Source organism: Sphingorhabdus sp. Alg231-15 (genome assembly GCF_900149705.1).
Classification (GTDB): domain Bacteria; phylum Pseudomonadota; class Alphaproteobacteria; order Sphingomonadales; family Sphingomonadaceae; genus Parasphingorhabdus.
Genome location: NZ_LT703001.1, coordinates 3,391,632 through 3,408,113 on the forward strand (window position 1 = coordinate 3,391,632; position 16,482 = coordinate 3,408,113).

Consider the following 16,482-nt stretch of genomic DNA (forward strand, 5'->3'; position numbering starts at 1 on the left):
TGTTCCAATAGCTTGCGACGATCAGGCGGTTGCTTTGGGCGTATCCGCGTCTGCACCCCATTCGGACCAACTGCCGTCATAAAGTGCGACCTTCTCGCCACCTGCTACGGCCGCTGCAAATGAAAGCACCGCAGCGGTCATGCCGGACCCACAGGTTGTTACAACGGGTTTGCCAAGATCAACACCGGCACCGTCAAATAAAGCTTTCATCTCATCGGCGCTTTTCCAAGTGCCATCGGCATTGAAAAACTCACTGTGAGGAATGTTGACAGAACCTGGGATGCTACCCGAAACAATATCGGGGCGAGGATCTTCTTCGGCACCAGAGAAACGTCCGGCAGGCCGTGCATCTACAACTTGTTCTTCTTTACTATGCAGATTGGCGAGCATGTCCGCTTTTGTGCGTACATCCTTGTCATCTTTCCAAACCGTGAAATGGCGATGGCGAAGCGCTTCTTTACCGGTTTCAAGCGAACGGCCCTCGGCTTTCCACTTTGCGATGCCACCATCCAATATCGCGACTTCGTGCGCGCCAAAAATGGTCAGCATCCACCATGCTCGGGCGGCACTCTTAAGGGGACTATCGTCATAAAGAACAATACGGCTGCCATCACCAAGTCCAAGGGACTGCATGCGGCTGGCAAATTTCTCCGGTGGCGGTAGCATATTTTCTATCGGATTACCGGTATCTGTCAGCTCGCCCAGATCCATGAAGACTGCTCCCGGAATATGGCCTGCTTCATATTCTGCTGCAGGATCACGTCCGGCGTCGGGCATGAATTTGGTCGCATCAACGATACGCAAATCTGATGCACCCAGTTCGTTTGCAAGCCAGTCGGTGGTTACCAGCAGTTCCATTTTATGCTCCTTGTGCACCGCCGTTTTGACACGGCCTAATTCCTCAATATGTAGCGATTCGATTATCAGCCGTCGAGGCTATAACGCATTGCGGAAGGAATCCACCGCTTATGTGGTTTTTGAGCAAATGATTGAATTATAAGCGTTCCAAAAATGTCATGGCGCTGTCTCTCATGTCCCTCAGTTGGTGTGAATCCAACCACTGCCATAAGGCCCCAGATCTAAAAATGTTCGCGCTTTGGGGGGCTGTGCTTTGTTGTATTATCAGACGTTTAAGGGCCGCTGTCCAACCGGACCGAAACTACCCGGGCCAAGATCAAGTCGAAAAGGAGCCATTTTCGGCCGCGGCGGATCATATTCACGGCCCACAATGAATGAAGCCGTCTGTTGCTGCGTAGAACCATCTTGATTTCGATATTCAGCGACAAAGCGGGCGAGGGGAATGAACAGTGCTTGAGACTTGAAGGTGATCGGACGGATAGCATTGAGCGGCAGGCGGATATTGCCGCTCAATTCCAAACTCGCTCCGGAGGCAAGAGATTCAATCTTGTGCAATAGAAGGCCATCATGAGCTTCCGTACCTTTGGCTGTTTCAGTATCTGCCTGCATCATCGCGCCGTAGAACTCGATATCTTCGAGATTCTGATCTGACTGGTTGGTTAGCGTAACGGTATAGTCCAAAACAGCGTTCAACAGCGTCGATGATGCGCCGCTCGCGGTAAACTTGATCTGCAAGTGATCGGCTTGCTCTGCCTTGAGCGGAGCCTTCTGGCTTGGTGCTTCCCCAGTGACAGTGCTCGCTGATGGCGATGGTTTCGCTGTCACACCGATTTTGGATGTCACAAATCCACTGGTAGTGGGGGGCGGTTGCTTTTTCTGTTCTACCGGATTCGGAGGAGAATAGATTTTGGGGGTGGGCTTGCGAGGGACAGGTTCAGGGTCCGTATCAATTATGACTTCGGAGTCTTCTAACGGCTCTCGATTATGCAACGGTGGAGCGCCTTTGCGCCGCCAAAAATATATCCCAGCACCGAAGAGAAGCAGCAATGCCAGTGCTCCACCCACATAATAGAATATATTGTCAGTCGCACTGGTCGCTGATGGGGCAGAAGATTCTGGATTTTGCCTTGTCGAATCCGCTGCAGCTGGTTGGGCAGGCGCAGCCTGATTGGGCAAATCGGTAGTAAAGCCGGGCGTCGGCTGGCTGCTTTCGACCGCTTGGCTGTCCGGCGCTGGCGGAGCGATGGTCGGTCTGGCTGTTGGTGTCGGTGTTGTTATAGTCGGTGAAGCGGCTGGTTGTGCGCCGTTTTCTGGCAGTGGTCTGCCTTGAGGGCTCGTGGATGATGGAGCGCTGGATTGTGGCAAAGATCCAACCGGAGCTGGTTGAGCACGGGATGGCGTTGTCGGTACGCTATCTATTGGCGCTGGCGCAGCTGCTGGTGGAAGCGCATTCTCCTCGACAGGGCCTTCAGCAGCACTGTCCGATGTTGTCTGATTCTCTCCCGGAGGCAGGGAATAGTCGCTTACTGAAGGCAGTTCTGGTGGCGGTTCAGGCGGCAATTGCCTTGGCACAGCCTGTGCCCGCACGACCGTCGTAACGGTTGATATGCCAAACACACCAACCGCCATGATTGCCAGCAACAAAGCGCGCATCATTCGTCCCATTAATTTATCGCCATCGCCCTTTTTGACCCTGTGCTACGATTTGGGGCTCCATTCGCTGAACAACCAATGAATATAGCGATAGGGATGACATGAGCTGCCCTGTGCACTAGATGACCTGCATGACAGACAATGAACCCTCGGAATCCGCACCTCGATTTCTTGGTCAGGACAGCGCCTTGCCGGTTTCTCCTGACGAAGCGATCCTCGATTATGTACCCAATCCAAGGAGTGGCGAGCTCTATTTGACACGCTTTGCGGTGCCGGAGTTTACATCGCTTTGTCCGGTGACGGCCCAGCCGGATTTTGCACATCTGGTCATTGACTATGCACCGGACAAAACGATTGTAGAATCGAAGTCACTAAAGCTTTTCCTGGGGTCTTTTCGGAATCATGCAGCCTTTCATGAGGATTGCACAGTTGGCATTGGCCAGCGGCTTTTTAACGAGATGAAACCGAAATGGTTGCGCATAGGCGGCTATTGGTACCCGCGTGGTGGAATTCCGATCGATGTGTTCTGGCAATCAGGCGAACCACCCAAAGGGCTTTGGATCCCGGATCAGGGTGTCGCTTCTTACAGAGGAAGAGGCTGATATGAGTCATAAACTATATGCAGCGCCGCTTTCTCTCTATTCGGGCAAGGCTAGAGCTTATCTGGACTGGAAGGGCATCGACTATGAAGAAATCTTGGCATCTGGCGATGTTTATAAAGAGATAATCGTACCAGCGGTTGGTCGTCCGGTCATTCCGGTGCTGGAAACGGACGATGGACTGATTGTTCAGGATACGACCTGCATCATCGATCATTTCGAAGGGACCAATGGCGGTCTTTCGGTTTATCCGGACACAGCCAAACAAAAATTGGTTGCGTTGTTGCTGGAATCATTTGGCGACGAGTGGCTGGTTATTCCGGCGATGCATTACCGTTGGAACTATAACGAGGAGTGGGTTTACGGTGAATTTGGAGCCACCGCTGCCCCTGATGCGAGTAAAGAAGAACAGCTCGTAATTGGCCGCGGGGTTGGTGCCAATTTCAAAGGCTTTTGCCCGATCTTGGGTATCAATCCCGAAACGATACCCGCGATCGAGGCGAGCTATGAGGCGCTGTTAGCTGACTTGGATGCGCATTTTGCTGTTCACGATTATCTCCTCGGATCACGGCCTTCGATTGGCGATTATGGTTTGATCGGACCGCTTTACGCCCATCTCTATCGTGATCCGGCCTCTGGTGAAATTATGAAGAGGCTGGCGCCACGCGTGGCGGCATGGGTTGAGCGGATGGTTGATGTCAAAACGCCATTGACCGGCGAGTTTTTTGCCGATGACCAGATTCCGGAAACACTCGTGCCGGTTCTTGAGAGGATGATGGCCGAACAAGTGCCGTTTCTTCAGAAGACTGCAGATATGCTAAAAACCTGGTCCGCCGCCAATCAAGATGCCGAATTGCCTCGTGTCCTGGGTATGGCTGAATTCACCGTCGAAGGCGTGAAAGGGCAGAGGATTGCGCCGCCTTTCAGTCTTTGGATGTTGCAGCGCGCCCGTAATTATTACCAAGGGCTGGATGATACGAACAAAGCAGAGGTTGATGGGTTTCTGTCATCGATCAAGGACGCAGAAGGTTTTCAGAATTTTGTAGCAGGTCCATCCCTCGTTTTTGAGAATTTCAGCCTATCTATATCTTAAGGCTCAATTGCGAACTTAACCGCCAAAATCGGGAAACCAGAGCGCTTGGCATCGAGCCGCATAAGGTGCGAAATTGGAATGCGACTTGGCGATATCCAACAGCGGTCCAGGCAGTGCCTCGATCAGGCTATTTGTGATCGCGGGATAAGCAGTGGCGTCAAGGCTGCTGGGTTGATCGCCGAACATGAAAGCCTTTTGCCCCAATTGTACGGACAGTGCTTCTAGATCTGCTGCACCGAAGGCATAGATATCTGGCACAGAGTGACGACCAAGACCTTGTGCATGCAGGCCCTTTTGAACCTGTTTACGGGCAATTACCGGCACTATGTTGCGAATAATCGGTGGCATATCTCCAAACCAGAAGTCTTTGATAATCGGCCAATTATGGTCGTCGATCCAACGACTAAAAAGCGTTACCCAATAGAGACGCTCTTCCGTCATCCGCGCCATGGCATGGGCAACAGCACGTTCTTCGATAGTTAGGCCTGCATCAAAATCGACACCATATGTGTTTTCCAGGTGCCGTCTTATGAGCGCTGTGTCTGCAATTTCCGCGCTATTGTCGATCAGATAGGGGAGCTTGCCTTTCGGTGCCTTGCGTGGGTCATCGATAATTTCTGATGCATAGTCAGCACCAGCCATTTTCAGATATATTTCCCCCTTCATGCAGAACGGACTAGGGCTTGGCACGCCAAAGCCGGATTGGAACTGCTTGTAGATTAAGGCCATTTTCTCATCCCCGGTTGTTAGTGAACCGCCATATAGCATGAATAATTTGCGGTATCTGGCGTCAATATGCACCAAAACGTCGCTTTTTTGTTTTTACTCTATCAATCGTCCACCGCTAACATTATTGTTAGCTGTATGAGCAGCATCCCCCATCACTACAATATTGCCATAGAGCCCGATGATATCGACTTCATGGGCCATGTGAACAATGCCAATTATCTGAAATGGGTGCAGGATGCTGTTGTCGCCCATTGGGAGAAAATTGCTCCTTCAGAGGCGGTCGCTACTCATCTCTGGGTTGCTCTGAAACACGAGATAACCTACCGGAAGCCGGCCTTTTTGGACGATGATGTCATTGCCGAAGTGCTGTTGGAAAAAGTCCACGGCGCGCGGGCCTTTTACAGCACGGTCATCCGCCGCGGAGAAGACGTACTGGCGGAGGTGCAATCAAGCTGGTGCTGCATTGATGCTGATACGTTACGCCCGATGCGAATCGCCAAGGATATCGCCGCCAATTTCTTTGGTAGCAAAGACTGAATTGCGCGCTTAGCGCATCAACCCACCGATCAGGTTGCGGACAAACCTTCCCGCAACGGGACCAGCCAGATCGGTTGCAATCGACCCTACAGCCGAAGTCACACCGGATCGCATGGGATTGGCCCGTGATTTCTTGCCGAGCATGGTCGAGGCGGCGATACCTGCTGCGGAACCCATGGCGACCTTTGCGCCGCGGCTAAAGGCTTTTTCCCACATGCTCTTGCTTTTGCGCGGCTGCTTGCGGACTGCCTCTTCACCCTTTTCTTCGACTTCTTTTGCCGTTTCGGTGGCGTCGATAACCTTTTGCGCCAGTATTTCCTCGGCGCTATTCCGGTCCACCTCTTCATCATATTTGCCGTCATAGGGCGAAATGGATTGCATGATCGCTCGTTCTTTGGCTGTCACGGGGCCAAGGCGAGAGCGTGGCGGTTTGATCAATGTGCGCTGGACAATGGAAGGTGCGCCATCCTCCATCAACGTAGATACCAACGCTTCACCGACACGCAGTTCGGTAATCGCTTCCTCGACATCCAGATCGGGATTGATCCGGAAGGTATCGGCGGCGGCCTTAATCGCTTTCTTGTCGCGCGGGGTGAACGCGCGCAGCGCATGCTGCACCCTGTTGCCGAGCTGTCCGGCAACATCCTCGGGAATATCGACAGGATTTTGGGTGACGAAATAGACACCAACCCCTTTGGAACGGATTAGGCGCACAACCTGTTCGATCTTGTCTTCGAGAGCCTTGGGCGCATCCTCAAACAAAAGATGTGCCTCGTCAAAGAAGAAAACCAGCTTTGGTTTATCCGGGTCACCAACCTCTGGCAGCGTCTCAAACAGTTCGGCCAGCAGCCACAGCAAGAATGTCGCGTAGAGCTTGGGGCTGCGCATCAGTTGGTCGGCGGCAAGTACGTTGATATAGCCCCGTCCCTGATCATCACATTTGATGAAATCATCTATTTCCAGCGCTGGCTCGCCAAAAAACTGACCCGCGCCCTGACTGTCGAGCTGCAGCAGCTGCCGCTGGATCGCACCAACACTGGCCTTGCTAACATTACCATATTTGGCTGAGAGCTCTTTTGCATTCTCCGCGGTATAGGCCAGCATGGATTGCAGATCGTCGAGATTGAGCAGCAAAAGGCCTTCTTCGTCGGCAAAGCGGAAAACAATATTGAGAACACCCTCTTGCGTGTCATTGAGGTCCATCAGGCGTGCCAGCAGCAATGGCCCCATTTCGGTGATCGTGGTGCGGATCGGATGACCTTGCTTGCCATAAAGGTCCCAGAAAATAGCCGGATTATCGGAATAGGCATAGTCATCCATACCCAATTCCTTGGCCCGCCCTTCCAGTTTATCGGCATGTTTAAAGCTAGGGGAGCCAGCCATCGAAATACCGGCGAGGTCGCCTTTGACATCCGCGACAAATACCGGGACACCATTGGCAGAAAAGCTCTCTGCCAGCCCCTGCAATGTTACGGTTTTGCCCGTACCGGTTGCACCCGCGATCAAGCCATGGCGATTGGCGCGTTTGAGGTTCAGGCTCTGGCGTTCGTCGCCGCCCAATCCCAAAAATATCTCTGTTGCTTTGCTCATCGCCGAATCCCCTCAATCAGTTGAATGGGAAGACTATCTGTGACCATGCAAAAAGGCCAGCGCGATGCGCTGGCCTTTGGGTAAATGTTATACAGGTTTACAACCTGCAATGATCGAAACAAACTCAGTCGTCGTTGAGGCGGACCGGAATAAATCTTGGCTCACGGGCACCTTGTTTGACTTGCAACAAAACGGCTTCGCGATTTGATCGCTTGGCGGTGCTGATAGCTTTGTCCAGATCGGCTGATGTATTCACCGGACGGCGATTGACGCTTATGATCACGGTCGTCCGTCTAATACCCTTTCGTGCAGCGTCACTATTTGGGTCCACAGTCGAAACCACAACACCCTTCTGAGCCGCAGGAACGCGAATTTGACGGGCAATGGCAGGGGTCAGGTCCACAACAGACAAGCCGAGCGCTTCAGCAGTTGCTTCTGCGCTTGTACCATCTTCATCGGTGCCCATAGGGTCTTCGGCATCAGGATCAAAGTTGGTTGCCAGTTCTTCTTCTGAAGGACGTTCGCCCAGCGTGGCACTCACTTTTACAATCTTGCCATCACGGAGCAATTCGATCGGAACTTTCGTGCCCACTGGCAGGTTCGCAACCAGGAATGAAAGAGTCTGGTCCGGCGTTACATCACGTCCGTTCACTTTTACGATCACATCGCCGGCCTGAATTCCAGCTTTGGAAGCGCCTTCGCCAGGCACTACGCTTTGAATAAACTCTCCGCGATTTTTCTGTACACCCAGCGAGTCAGCGAGATCTTCAGTCAGCGGACTAATCTGTACACCGAGATATCCGCGCTCGACTTTTTCACCCTTACGCAATGTGTTGACGATCGGTACAGCGACTTCCGCCGGAATTGCAAAGCCGATGCCAACATTGCCACCAGTGGGGGAAATGATCGCGTTGTTGATACCGATCACGTTGCCATTCAGATCGAACATTGGGCCGCCGCTATTGCCGCGGTTGATCGAGGCGTCCGTCTGCAGGAACCGATCATAGGCGCCGCCTTGTCCGGTGTTGCGATGGATGGCCGAGACGATGCCGGTGGTTACCGTTCCACCGAGGCCAAAGGGATTACCAATGGCAATGACCCAGTCGCCAACACGGGCGCTTTCGCTGTCACCAAATTTAACGAAAGGCAGATCTCTATCAGCATTGATCTTCAGAACCGCGATGTCTGAAGCAGGATCGCGGCCGACCAAAGTCGCTTCATATTCGGTGCGATCAGGCATGATGACCGTAATCGTTTCGATTGTGGCGTTGCGGTTGCCAGGAGCAACCACATGATTGTTGGTCACAACATAACCATCGGCGGAAATGATGAAGCCGGAGCCCAGGGATTGAGCTTGACGGGTCTGATTGCCGCCCCCGCCACCACGGCGGTTGCCGAACAGGCCGTCAAACGGTGTGCCGGCAAAGGGGTTATTCCTTACACGCACGCGTTGTGTGGTGGAGATATTGACCACCGCAGGTTGCAGCTGTTCGGTCAAATCTGCAAAACTCATCGGAGCACCTGCCCGCGGTGCAGCTGCCCTCATGATCTCGCTGTCATTTGCAGCTACCTGTGCTCCAGCGGAGCCTGCTCCGGAAAGTGTCGCGGCACCTCCAGCCAAAAGCAAAGCTGCTGAAATCCCGTAAGCGTAACGCACTATATATTCCTCTCAATTAGTAGACATCGATCATAAACGTTCGACATCAAATTCGTTCACATTTGCCCAAACATCTGCCGCAGAATTTATGAACCGAATTTGAACACTAGCACAGCCAATCCTTAACATCAGCTATAAGATAAACGTTTTTGATCCGTTCCACTAATATTTGGGAGCGGCAAATGGCTTTCGCAAGCCAAGAATAGCCAATTTGTCGAAAAAAATCACATTTTTGTAGAAAAAACGACAATTGTAGTCGTAACAGCAAAACAATCGCGATTGCAGGCCATATTCTGGTTCAATATGTGAAGTCACCATCGTTTTTGCAGACCGGTTTGCCGATGAACTCGAGTGATTCATTGGCCAGCTGGGTATCAAAAAATTCGTGAACGGTTGCTATCTTGCCATCGCGAAACGTGAAGATATGGGCATAGCGTTGATCATAGCGCTTGCCATTTTTCGCTATGCCGCTGGCTTCCATTATTGCGGTAATGCCATCGGGGCCTTCGTTCATGATCTTCCAATCGCTGGCGAACTGGAATTGACCAAAGTCGAGCGCATCGAAGATCAGCGGCAAAATTGTTCTGAGTGCGGCGAAACTGTCATATCGCCCGGAAATGATTGTGTTGCCAGAGACGTTGTACACGACATCGCTATGATGCAGCGCTTCAAACGCGTCGACGTCCAACCGGGATAGCGCCTCATAATAGGCGTTTATAATGGCCCGATTGGACGTCAAAGCCGCTTAACGTCCGCGGAATTGGCGCAGATATTCGTTGTCTGGTGACAATACGAAGGAAGAGCTTGGATCGCCATCCTGTCCTTTGCGGAAGGTTGTTTCATAGCTTTTCATCGCGCGATAGAAATCATAGAAATCCGCATCCTTGCCAAAGCTTTCCGCATAGGTCCGGGCGGCACTCGCATCCGCTTCGGCACGAATGATCTGGGCCTGTTTGGCGCCTTGTGCCTTGATCGTGCGGGCTTCCTGCTCGCGGGCTGTGCGCATCCGCTGATAGGCGCTTTCCAGCGGTGTCCCGTCCGGTAGATCAGCACGCTTGATCCGTACATCAACAATTTCTGCGCCATATTGGCGGGCAACCCGGTTAAGGCCGGTTCGGATATTGTCCATCACTTGACCGCGTTCTGGGCTGAGCAAAGCTGCGAAAGGCCGTTTGCCGAGCTCGTTCCGCAAGGCAGAACCGAGGATCGGGCGGAGCTCATCCGCTACACGGGCTTCGTTGCCGGCTGCGATGAACATCCGCAAAGGATCGGTAATCCGAAAGCGCGCGAATGCATCGACCTGCAAACGCAACTGGTCGGTCGAGAGCACCTGTTGCTGTTCCATTTCAACATCGAGAATGCGCTTATCAATCCATTCAACCTGCTCGATGAAGGGGAATTTGGGGAGGAGGCCTGCTCCAGTCTGACCAAATGGGGTATTGTCCTGATAGCGATTGATGATCCGCACTGGTTCACCAAAGCGTACCACAACACCCTGACGGGTTTCCGGAACAATGATCAGCGTATTGATCAGCACCAGGACCAAGCCGAACACAATGATGCTGAGAGCGACGGGATTTTTTATAATGTTACCCATTATTTCGCCTCCACTGATTGCGGCGCGGTTGCCTGAGCTCGTTTCCTGATTTCCGGCAGTGGCAGGTAGGGCGTTACGCCGTCCGCCTCTACAATGGTTTTATCCACTTGCGACAATACACGCTCCATCGTTTCATAATACATACGCTGGCGAGTTACTCGTGGTGCCAGACGATATTCTTCATAAACCTTGTCAAAGGCCGCTGATTCACCTTGTGCTTGTGCTGTCAACTGCTGTGCATAGGCACGCGCCTCGTTAAGATAGGTCTGCGCCGTTTGCTGGGCTGCAGACACTTCTTTAAACGCATCATTCACGGCAGCCGGCGGATCGGCTTTTTTGATCGCGATGCCGCGGATCACTACTCCGGCGCCGTAGCCGTCAAGCAGGGCCTGCATATTCTGTTCAACCTGTTGTTCAATCTCTGTCCGCTCTGAACCGATTGTATCGTCGAGCGTGAAATTGGCCACCGCTGCCCGCATTGCGGATTCGGCAACTTCCTTGATGGTCTCTTCCTGCTCGGCAATCTGGAAAAGAAACAATTCAGGTGACTTGATATTCCAACGTACTGAGTAGGCGAGATCGACAATATTTTGGTCACCGGTCAGAATTAACTTTTCCGATTCACCGGTGGGAATATCGATAGTCCTGATTTCTTCCACGTCGAGCTTCATTACTTGTTCAAGCGGCGCTGGGAGCGAGAAGTGCAGGCCCGGCTGCATGGTTCTGGAATAGGATCCAAAAAATGTCACCACGCCGCGTTCCTGCGGGCTCACCCGATGGATCGAGGTTAGTAGCGCCCATAAAATGATGAAAGCTATCAAAACTATCGGCCACCATGAACGTCCACCCGGTCGTTTCGGGATGCCGCCTTTAAAACCGCCACCGGTACCTTTTTTGAAGAGCTCTTCCAGCGAAGCAGCGCCGCCCTTGCCGCCGCCGCCCGAAGAGCCGCCGGAGGGATTGCCCCAAGGATTGCGGGGACCGCCACCTTTGCCATCATCTCCGCCGCCATTGCCCCAGGGGCTAGCCATGTTCAATATAGAACCCAAGAACGATTTTTGGGCCGCTTGCCCATCAATTTTTTTATCCATGATTTCATTATAGGTAGCGTGGTCTCAGAAAAACAGTGTCAATCGGATAAAAGTGCAACTATGCGAAACAAATGACCGATATTTCTATGATTGAGGCGGCTCTTGAAGAAGTCGCGAGCGGAAGATTTAGCGCGGTTCGTTTTGATGACGGACGTGTTTCCTTGGTCCTCAATGTCAGCGGATTGGATGTTCGAGATCGCGGGCAGATCGAAATTGCTGTGAAGGGCAAGCTCCTCGAACTGGATAGCGTCGAAAAAGTTGATATCGTAATGACGGCAGAAAAAATAGAGCGCCGTCTTATCGCCGTTGGCAGCGGAAAAGGTGGGGTTGGAAAGTCTACCTTGTCAACGAATCTCGCCATTGCGCTAAAAGCGCTGGGCCGCAAAGTCGGCATGGTCGACGCTGACATATATGGGCCCTCGCAGCCCCGTCTGTTAAATTGCGAAGGCCGCCGGCCAGAGGCAGAGGGCAAACAGCTGATCCCTGTCGCAAATGAATATGATGTTCCGGTGCTGTCGATGGGTCATCTAGCGAAGCCTGGTCAAGCCATCGCCTGGCGGGGACCTATGGCGGGCAAGGCGCTGGAGCAACTTATCAACGCCCATTGGGGCGACACCGAATATCTGATCGTCGATATGCCGCCGGGCACTGGTGATGTTCAACTGTCGATGATGCAGAATCATAAGCCTGTTGGTGCATTGATTGTGTCTACACCTCAGGATTTAGCGCTAATGGATGCCGTGCGGGCGGTGGATCTGTTTGAGCAGGCGAAAATTCCAATTATAGGCATGGTCGAGAACATGGCCGGTTATATCTGCCCCCATTGCGGTGAAGTCAGCGATCCCTTTGGTGCTGGTGGTGCAGAGGCTGCGGCCAAAACCATGGGTATGGCTTTCATGGGCCGGGTTCCTCTGGATATCGAAATTCGCAAGTCAAGCGATGGTGGGACACCGCCAGCCTGCACCGATAGCCTGCAGGGAAAGGCTTTTCATGATATTGCCAAACGGCTCGCGACGTGGTTGGATGACCAATAAGTCAATCACGGGGAGGGGAAATACCTGTCATGCCTTTGGAAACAGATCAGGAAATCGCCCGTCTGCTGACTGACACAAAACGCATTGCCCTTGTAGGAGCATCCGCCAAACCGGAGCGCGCCAGCAATCGCATACTAAAGTTTCTGTTGGATCAGGACTATGATGTTGTGCCTGTGAATCCGGGGATTGCCGGACAGAAATTGCATGGTACGACGGTCGCATCGTCGTTGGATGCAATTACAGGTCCGATCGACATGGTTGACATCTTTCGCAATTCGGCGGCGGCGGGTGGTGTCGCAGATGAGGCCATTGCCATTGGCGCAAAATCCGTCTGGATGCAGCTTGGCGTGATCAATCGACCGGCCGTAGAACGGGCCGAAGAGGCCGGTCTAGATGTGGTGATGGATCGCTGCCCGAAGATTGAAATTCCCCGACTTGGTTTGATGAAAGGCGATGATGCCAACTGAGACCAATACAGAGGCGGGACCGGAAGAGGGCGAGAACAGCGCGAAGTTCTTCACCCGTCGAAATTTCCTGATTGGAGGCAGTGCGGCGGCTGGTCTGACGTTGGCCTGGGCGATTTGGCCGCGCGCTTATGAGCCCAACATCAGTGCTGCCGAGAATGAAGTCATATTCGGCGCCTATCTGAAAATTTCGAAAGAAGGCCAGGTCACGGTTGTGGTACCCCAGAGTGAAATGGGGCAGGGCGTCTATACGATGTTGCCGCAGATTTTGGCCGATGAACTGGGCGCGGACTGGCGTACAATTGCGGTGGAACCGGCGCCGATTAATCCACTTTACGCCAATGATTTGTTGGCGCAGCAATGGGCGGAAACGTTACTGCCAGCGGCTGCCGGGAAATTGACCAAGGAAGAGGCCGCGCGTTGGGTTGCGAAAAACGTTGCCACCCGCAATGACTTTATCGTTACTGCAGATTCTGCGTCCATTCCCGCTTATGCGAGCAGCTTTCGCGAAGCGGGCGCCGCCGCGCGGGTCTTGCTCAGCAAGGCTGCGGCCAAAAAATGGGATGTCGAATGGGAAGCCTGCACGTCGGAAAACGGTTTCATTTCAAACGGAGAGAATAAACTCCGCTTTGGCGAACTGGTCGCTGATGCGGTTCAGCAAGAGTTACCAGACCCAGTGCCGCTCCTTTCCAGCCCCGCAAATAATCTGGTCGGTCAGGATCTCCCGCGGCTGGATATGCCATCGAAACTTGATGGCTCGGCAAATTACGCCGGTGACATCCGCTTGCCCGACATGGTCTATGCCTCAATCCGGCAAGGGCCTATTGGTGCGACGCGTTTAAAGTCCTTCAACCGGGAGGGCGCGAACAAGATTGTCGGGCTGGTTGATGTGGTGGAACATGATCAGTGGATCGCGGCGGTGGCCACCAATTGGTGGGCGGCCAATGATGCGCTCGATAAAATGAGCCCCATGTTTGAAACAACTGGCTTGCTGCCAGATAGTGACAAGATGGATGCAGCGCTCGATACTGCCCTGGAAGAGGGCGCGGGTGTCAGATTTGCGAGCCGCGGAGAAACGAATACCGCCTTTGAAGAATTTCAAAATGTTCAGGCGCGCTATCAGGCAGATGCGGCGGTACATGCGCCAATAGAAACTCGCACGGCGACCGCTGACTACAAAAACGGACGTCTCGAACTCTGGTTGGCGACACAGGCCCCTGCTGCTGCCGTGCAGGCAGCGGCTAAAGCAATTGGCATCAGCACGGATAATGTGACCCTTTATCCCATGCTTGCCGGAGGATCATTCGGCCGCAACCTTGATAGTAAGATTGCCGCACAAGTTTCTATAATAGCTGAAAAAATTGGCCGCCCCGTGCAGTTAATGTGGTCGCGTACAGAAGAAATGATGCATGATCACTACCGGTCGCCTGCCTATGCTCGACTTGACGCGGCAACAGACAAGGCGGGCCGGATCCAAGCGCTCCAAATCAAGATTGCTGCGCCGGCTTCAGGGCGAGAACAAAGCAAACGCGTCGTTCGGGGAATGGACGAAATTGTTGCTATGCGCGCGTCGATTGATGAGGCGGATGTCAAAGCGGTTGAGGGTGCAGATGTGCACTATAACATCGCCAATTTCTCGCTGGATCATCATCCTGCTTATATCGGTGCACCAACTGGCAATTGGCGTAGCAACGCGCATAGCTACAATGCGTTTTTTGTTGAGTCCTTTATCGACGAATTGGCGGCCAGAGCCAAAATCGAACCTTTGTCCTACCGGATGCAGATGATGTCGGGCCGTCCGCGTCTGGCTCGTTGCTTGACCGGCGTGGCCGCGATGGCGGGATGGGACGGGGGCCTTGATGGTAGCGGGCAAGGCCTGGCCTGTCATTCCATGCGCGGTGGTCATATTGCCGTCATTGTGAGTGCCAATCGCGGTGAGAGTGGATTGAGAGTACGGCGCATTTCTGCGACAGTTGACGTCGGACGAGTTATCCATCCTGATATCGCGCGGCAACAGATTGAGGGCGGCATCATATATGGTCTCGCTATGGCGTTAGGATCGTCAACACGGTTTAACGGCGGTATAGCGGATGCAAGACGACTGAGCGATTTGGCTCTTCCAAGGCTGGCAGAAATTCCGGCGATACAGGTAGAATTTATTCGTAGTGAAGAGGACCCGGTAGGCGTCGAGGAAATTGGCGTACCAGCCGTGGCCCCCGCCATTGCTAATGCTCTTTTTTCGGCAACTGGCACCCGTTTTCGTCAGTTGCCGCTTTTCGCAGAGGCCTCTTAGTTATGCAGACTCTTGATCATTTGCCTGAGGGGCATCCACCGGTTGCCACCGGGAAAGTCGGCCTGTTGCTGGTGAACCTGGGGACACCTGATTCGCCCGATAAGAAAGCGGTCAAACGCTATCTGAAGGAATTTTTGTCGGACAAGCGCGTTGTCGAGATACCCGATATCCTGTGGCAACCAATATTACGCGGGATCATATTGAATACTCGGCCCAAAAAATCAGCCCATGCTTATGGTCTGGTATGGACCGACGAAGGATCACCGCTTGCGGTCTATACGCGGCGTCAGGCAGAGGCGTTGGCCGATAAATATAGTGGCAAATATGGTGATAACGTGCATGTTGATTGGGCCATGCGCTACGGCAACCCCAGCATTCCCAGCCGGATGCAGGCAATGAAGGAGGCGGGATGCGAGCGGATTCTGGTGGCTCCGCTTTACCCGCAATATAGTGGAGCGACCACGGCTAGTGTGCATGACGCGGTCTTTGATGCGGTGAAGGCGATGCGCTGGCATCCTGCTATCCGCACTCTGCCGCCTTATCATGATGATCCCGCTTACATCGCTGCGTTAAAATCCAGCGTCGAGGCAGGGTTGGCGGCGCTCGATTTTGAACCGGATGTTGTAATTGCTAGTTTCCATGGCATGCCAAAGCGGACCTTGGAATTGGGCGATCCTTATCATTGCCACTGTCAGAAAACTGCGCGCTTGCTGTCGGAAGCGATGGGGCGGGAACTGACGATCGCATTCCAATCACGCTTTGGTCCGGCAAAATGGTTAGAACCGGCCACGGATCTGACGCTGGAAGAGCTTGCAAAAGCGGGCAAGAAAAAGGTTGCGATTTTTGCGCCCGGATTTTCCAGCGACTGTCTCGAAACATGCGAAGAACTAGCGATCCGCGGCAAAGAAGATTTTGAGGAAGCTGGCGGTGAGCGCTTTGCCTATATCCCATGTCTCAACGACAGCGATAGGGGCATCGATCTGCTCGATACGCTGATGCGCCGGGAATTGGCCGGATGGATATAGGCGAGAATGATATTTTTCATCCGCCAGTGAAACGCAGCATCACAATTGCGGGACATCAGACGTCAATCACGCTCGAGCCTCTGTTCTGGGAGCTGTTACGCTCGGCATCGGAAAAACGGCAGCTGCCAATCAATGCTTTGGTTGCGCAAATTGATGTGCAGCGGCTAGATGCCGATGAACCACCCGGGCTTGCCACAGCCATCCGTTTATGGGTGACGCATGATCTGCTTGGAAATTCTGTCCAAGCCGACTAAGGCATCAG

General features: G+C 53.1%; 16 protein-coding genes. 8 read left to right on the forward strand and 8 right to left on the reverse strand.

All coding sequences use genetic code 11. The features are described from left to right. Positions 1-21: 21 nt before the first annotated feature. Positions 22-858, reverse strand: coding sequence for a 3-mercaptopyruvate sulfurtransferase (gene sseA, locus DG177_RS16460; protein ID WP_108812481.1), 837 nt, complete (start codon positions 856-858; stop codon positions 22-24). 264 nt (positions 859-1,122) lie between these two features. Continuing rightward, positions 1,123-2,523, reverse strand: coding sequence for a hypothetical protein (locus tag DG177_RS16465; protein ID WP_108812482.1), 1,401 nt, complete (start codon positions 2,521-2,523; stop codon positions 1,123-1,125). A gap of 119 nt (positions 2,524-2,642) precedes the next feature. On the opposite strand from DG177_RS16465, the gene queF reads away from it, so the two are divergent. Next, complete coding sequence (gene queF, locus DG177_RS16470) at positions 2,643-3,113, forward strand: preQ(1) synthase (protein ID WP_108812483.1); 471 nt, start codon at positions 2,643-2,645, stop codon at positions 3,111-3,113. Position 3,114: 1 nt separating this feature from the next. Next, positions 3,115-4,203 carry a glutathione S-transferase N-terminal domain-containing protein gene (locus tag DG177_RS16475; protein ID WP_108812484.1) on the forward strand — a complete coding sequence of 363 codons (1,089 nt, stop codon included), beginning with the start codon at positions 3,115-3,117 and terminating at the stop codon, positions 4,201-4,203. A 15-nt stretch (positions 4,204-4,218) separates the two neighbouring features. Here the strand turns inward: DG177_RS16475 and DG177_RS16480 are convergent, their stop codons facing one another. Then, positions 4,219-4,932 (reverse strand): glutathione S-transferase family protein, encoded by a 714-nt coding sequence (locus DG177_RS16480; RefSeq protein ID WP_337658966.1) that lies wholly within the window; start codon positions 4,930-4,932, stop codon positions 4,219-4,221. A 135-nt stretch (positions 4,933-5,067) separates the two neighbouring features. On the opposite strand from DG177_RS16480, the gene DG177_RS16485 reads away from it, so the two are divergent. Beyond that, a complete protein-coding gene (locus DG177_RS16485) occupies positions 5,068-5,469 on the forward strand; it encodes a thioesterase family protein (RefSeq protein ID WP_108813033.1) in 402 nt (133 codons plus the stop codon). A gap of 9 nt (positions 5,470-5,478) precedes the next feature. Here the strand turns inward: DG177_RS16485 and DG177_RS16490 are convergent, their stop codons facing one another. From DG177_RS16490 to hflK, 5 genes are all read right to left on the reverse strand, one after another. Next, positions 5,479-7,059 carry a helicase HerA-like domain-containing protein gene (locus tag DG177_RS16490; RefSeq protein WP_108812486.1) on the reverse strand — a complete coding sequence of 527 codons (1,581 nt, stop codon included), beginning with the start codon at positions 7,057-7,059 and terminating at the stop codon, positions 5,479-5,481. 124 nt (positions 7,060-7,183) lie between these two features. Continuing rightward, the gene (locus tag DG177_RS16495; protein WP_108812487.1) at positions 7,184-8,716 is read right to left on the reverse strand and encodes a Do family serine endopeptidase; all 1,533 of its coding nucleotides are present in this window, start codon (positions 8,714-8,716) and stop codon (positions 7,184-7,186) included. A gap of 298 nt (positions 8,717-9,014) precedes the next feature. After that, positions 9,015-9,455: a nuclear transport factor 2 family protein gene (locus tag DG177_RS16500; protein ID WP_108812488.1), complete on the reverse strand. Its 441-nt coding sequence runs from the start codon at positions 9,453-9,455 to the stop codon at positions 9,015-9,017. A 6-nt stretch (positions 9,456-9,461) separates the two neighbouring features. After that, the gene (gene hflC, locus DG177_RS16505; protein WP_108812489.1) at positions 9,462-10,313 is read right to left on the reverse strand and encodes an SPFH domain-containing protein; all 852 of its coding nucleotides are present in this window, start codon (positions 10,311-10,313) and stop codon (positions 9,462-9,464) included. After that, entirely contained in the window at positions 10,313-11,344 is a 1,032-nt protein-coding gene (hflK, locus tag DG177_RS16510; protein ID WP_108813034.1) for an FtsH protease activity modulator HflK, read from the reverse strand. The genes hflC and hflK overlap by 1 nt, the downstream gene beginning before the upstream one ends. 131 nt (positions 11,345-11,475) lie before the next feature. Here hflK and DG177_RS16515 point away from each other — a divergent pair, with 131 nt between their 5' ends. From DG177_RS16515 to DG177_RS16535, 5 genes are read left to right on the forward strand one after another with little or no spacing between them, the layout of a single operon-like run. Then, a complete protein-coding gene (locus DG177_RS16515) occupies positions 11,476-12,438 on the forward strand; it encodes a P-loop NTPase (RefSeq protein WP_108812490.1) in 963 nt (320 codons plus the stop codon). Between the two features lie 29 nt (positions 12,439-12,467). Beyond that, positions 12,468-12,905, forward strand: a complete 438-nt coding sequence (locus DG177_RS16520) for a CoA-binding protein (RefSeq protein ID WP_108812491.1) — start codon at positions 12,468-12,470, stop codon at positions 12,903-12,905. Then, positions 12,892-15,195, forward strand: coding sequence for a xanthine dehydrogenase family protein molybdopterin-binding subunit (locus tag DG177_RS16525; protein ID WP_337658967.1), 2,304 nt, complete (start codon positions 12,892-12,894; stop codon positions 15,193-15,195). The genes DG177_RS16520 and DG177_RS16525 overlap by 14 nt, the downstream gene beginning before the upstream one ends. A 2-nt stretch (positions 15,196-15,197) precedes the next feature. Beyond that, positions 15,198-16,220, forward strand: a complete 1,023-nt coding sequence (gene hemH, locus DG177_RS16530) for a ferrochelatase (RefSeq protein WP_108812492.1) — start codon at positions 15,198-15,200, stop codon at positions 16,218-16,220. Further along, positions 16,211-16,474, forward strand: a complete 264-nt coding sequence (locus DG177_RS16535; protein WP_108812493.1) for a ribbon-helix-helix domain-containing protein — start codon at positions 16,211-16,213, stop codon at positions 16,472-16,474. Before hemH ends, DG177_RS16535 begins: the two co-directional genes overlap by 10 nt. Positions 16,475-16,482 lie beyond the last annotated feature (8 nt).

Bases quoted from the DNA above. Each gene is read 5' to 3' on its own strand.
- sseA (WP_108812481.1), bottom strand. From the start codon at position 858: ATGGAACTGCTGGTAACCACCGACTGGCTTGCAAACGAACTGGGTGCA.
- DG177_RS16465 (WP_108812482.1), bottom strand. From the start codon at position 2,523: ATGGGACGAATGATGCGCGCTTTGTTGCTGGCAATCATGGCGGTTGGT.
- queF (WP_108812483.1), top strand. From the start codon at position 2,643: ATGACAGACAATGAACCCTCGGAATCCGCACCTCGATTTCTTGGTCAG.
- DG177_RS16475 (WP_108812484.1), top strand. From the start codon at position 3,115: ATGAGTCATAAACTATATGCAGCGCCGCTTTCTCTCTATTCGGGCAAG.
- DG177_RS16480 (WP_337658966.1), bottom strand. From the start codon at position 4,932: ATGGCCTTAATCTACAAGCAGTTCCAATCCGGCTTTGGCGTGCCAAGC.
- DG177_RS16485 (WP_108813033.1), top strand. From the start codon at position 5,068: ATGAGCAGCATCCCCCATCACTACAATATTGCCATAGAGCCCGATGAT.
- DG177_RS16490 (WP_108812486.1), bottom strand. From the start codon at position 7,059: ATGAGCAAAGCAACAGAGATATTTTTGGGATTGGGCGGCGACGAACGC.
- hflC (WP_108812489.1), bottom strand. From the start codon at position 10,313: ATGGGTAACATTATAAAAAATCCCGTCGCTCTCAGCATCATTGTGTTC.
- hflK (WP_108813034.1), bottom strand. From the start codon at position 11,344: ATGGCTAGCCCCTGGGGCAATGGCGGCGGAGATGATGGCAAAGGTGGC.
- DG177_RS16515 (WP_108812490.1), top strand. From the start codon at position 11,476: ATGACCGATATTTCTATGATTGAGGCGGCTCTTGAAGAAGTCGCGAGC.
- DG177_RS16520 (WP_108812491.1), top strand. From the start codon at position 12,468: ATGCCTTTGGAAACAGATCAGGAAATCGCCCGTCTGCTGACTGACACA.
- DG177_RS16525 (WP_337658967.1), top strand. From the start codon at position 12,892: ATGATGCCAACTGAGACCAATACAGAGGCGGGACCGGAAGAGGGCGAG.
- hemH (WP_108812492.1), top strand. From the start codon at position 15,198: ATGCAGACTCTTGATCATTTGCCTGAGGGGCATCCACCGGTTGCCACC.
- DG177_RS16535 (WP_108812493.1), top strand. From the start codon at position 16,211: ATGGATATAGGCGAGAATGATATTTTTCATCCGCCAGTGAAACGCAGC.